Consider the following 1,909-nt stretch of genomic DNA (forward strand, 5'->3'; position numbering starts at 1 on the left):
CCACCCCGCCCCGGACGGGCCGTGGCGGCTGATAGACGTCGACGACCTCGGCGTCGGCGTCCCCGCCTGGGACCTGGCCCGCCCCGCCTCCTGGTACGCCTGCGGACTCCTCCCGGCCGGGGAATGGCAGCGCTTCCTGCGGGCCTACCGGACCGCCCGGGGGCCCGCCCTGCCGGCCGAGGGGGACCCCTGGGCCGTGCTGGACGTCCCGGCCCGCGCCCTCACCGTCCAGACGGCCGCCCGGTTCGTCACCAAGGCCGCCCTCGCCGGACGCCCCCTGGACGAGGCGGAGGAGGCGCTGGTCGACGCCTGTGACCGAATGGCGGCCCCGCCGACCGGAGTTCCGTGACGGATCCGGCCGTTCGGGGTGCAACCGGCCGCGCCCCGGGGAGAGTCTGTGAGGGCGGGGGCCACAGCGGCACGGAACCCGTGCCGAGGAACGAACACGCACCGCGAAACAAGGAGTTGATCCGTCGATGCACTGTCCGAAGTGTCACGCGCCGATGCACACGTACAACCGCAACGGGGTCCAGATCGAGCAGTGCTCGGGCTGCCGGGGCATCTTCCTGGACTACGGGGAGCTGGAGACGCTGACCCGGCTGGAGACCCAGTGGGCCCAGCCCGCCCCGCCCCCGGCCCCCGGCGCTCCGGCCTGGGGCGCGCCGCACGCCGGCCACCACGGCGGTCACCACGGCGGGCACCACCGCCCGCACAGCTTCGGCCGGATGCTCTTCTCCTCCTGACCGCGGGAGTCGCCGGAACGCGGAAGCCCCCGTCCACCGAAGTGGACGGGGGCTTCGCGCCGGTGTGGACGATACTGGGATTGAACCAGTGACCTCTTCCGTGTCAGGGAAGCGCTCTCCCGCTGAGCTAATCGTCCTCGGGACAGATGCGCGGCCCGGGGGCCGTGCTACCGCGTGCGCGATACTGGGATTGAACCAGTGACCTCTTCCGTGTCAGGGAAGCGCTCTCCCGCTGAGCTAATCGCGCGGGGATCCTTGCGGACCAGGTCCTTGCGGACCAGTGGACGATACTGGGATTGAACCAGTGACCTCTTCCGTGTCAGGGAAGCGCTCTCCCGCTGAGCTAATCGTCCTTGGAGGTGGAGACGGGATTTGAACCCGTGTAGACGGCTTTGCAGGCCGTTGCCTCGCCTCTCGGCCACTCCACCAGGAGCACAGGGTCTCGGGAAGATCCCCTGCTCTTGCGAGCGGACGACGAGGCTCGAACTCGCGACCTCAACCTTGGCAAGGTTGCGCTCTACCAACTGAGCTACGTCCGCCTGTCGGTTCGGTCCGCTTCCGCGTCCCGGCGACGTGTTGAACTTTAGCCCATTCCCGGGCCAGTACAAAAACGCGTTTGCGCAGCCTGCCGCGGCGGACCTCCCCGGACCGCGTTCCGGCAGGTCCCGCGGCGCCCCGCCCCGTGGGCCCCGAAGGGCCGCCCGGAGCCCGACCTACACTCGGCGGAGTGCAGCACCTCCCACCCCTCGCCCGGTTCGGCGGCATGGTCGCCACCGGCCTGCTCGACGTCACCGACGACCCTGCCGCGCTCGACTCCAGCGGCTTCTGGGCCGTCGCCGCGGACTACGAGGGCCGTCTGACCTGCGCCCGTTTCGCCGACGTCCGCCCCGAGCCGGTCCCCGCGCCCGTCCCCGGCCGGTGGCCGGCCCCCGCCCCCGGCGACTGGACGTCCTCGCTCGACCGCGCCGCGTACACGCGGGGCGTCCGGCGGATCCACCGGCACATCGCGGCCGGCGAGGTCTACCAGGCCAACCTCTGCCGCGTCCTGACGGCGCCCGTCGCCGCGCACGCCGACGTCGACGACCTCACCGCCCTGCTGGCGCGCGGCAACCCCGCCCCCTACGCAGGAACGATCCGGCTCCCGGAGCAGGGCGTGGAGATCGCCA

The 1,909-nt window shown here is 72.1% G+C and carries 2 protein-coding genes, 5 tRNA genes and 1 pseudogene; 3 read left to right on the forward strand and 5 right to left on the reverse strand.

Features of this window, described 5'->3' with window-relative positions; genetic code table 11:
• A pseudogene (locus HW445_RS29055) lies at positions 1–349 on the forward strand (aminoglycoside phosphotransferase family protein); the annotation flags it as partial.
• Between the two features lie 127 nt (positions 350–476).
• Complete coding sequence (locus tag HW445_RS29060) at positions 477–743, forward strand: zf-TFIIB domain-containing protein (protein WP_180223822.1); 267 nt, start codon at positions 477–479, stop codon at positions 741–743.
• A 65-nt stretch (positions 744–808) separates the two neighbouring features.
• Here HW445_RS29060 and HW445_RS29065 read toward each other — a convergent pair.
• From HW445_RS29065 to HW445_RS29085, 5 genes are all read right to left on the reverse strand, one after another.
• Positions 809–880 (reverse strand) — tRNA-Val (locus tag HW445_RS29065).
• 38 nt (positions 881–918) lie between these two features.
• Positions 919–990 (reverse strand) — tRNA-Val (locus tag HW445_RS29070).
• Between the two features lie 34 nt (positions 991–1,024).
• Positions 1,025–1,096, reverse strand: a tRNA-Val gene (locus HW445_RS29075).
• 1 nt (position 1,097) lies between these two features.
• Positions 1,098–1,171 (reverse strand) — tRNA-Cys (locus tag HW445_RS29080).
• Positions 1,172–1,209: 38 nt separating this feature from the next.
• Positions 1,210–1,282 (reverse strand) — tRNA-Gly (locus HW445_RS29085).
• A 188-nt stretch (positions 1,283–1,470) separates the two neighbouring features.
• Between HW445_RS29085 and HW445_RS29090 the strand changes: the two genes are divergently transcribed.
• Positions 1,471–1,909, forward strand: a 439-nt coding sequence (locus HW445_RS29090; protein WP_180223823.1) for a chorismate-binding protein, incomplete at its 3' end; no start/stop codon positions are given.

The sequence above is a fragment of the Streptomyces sp. UH6 genome (assembly GCF_013421635.1).
In the GTDB taxonomy this organism is placed as follows: Bacteria; Actinomycetota; Actinomycetes; order Streptomycetales; family Streptomycetaceae; genus Streptomyces; species Streptomyces abyssomicinicus.

Coding starts and splice junctions, on each gene's coding strand:
- HW445_RS29060 (WP_180223822.1), top strand. CDS start 477: ATGCACTGTCCGAAGTGTCACGCGCCGATGCACACGTACAACCGCAAC.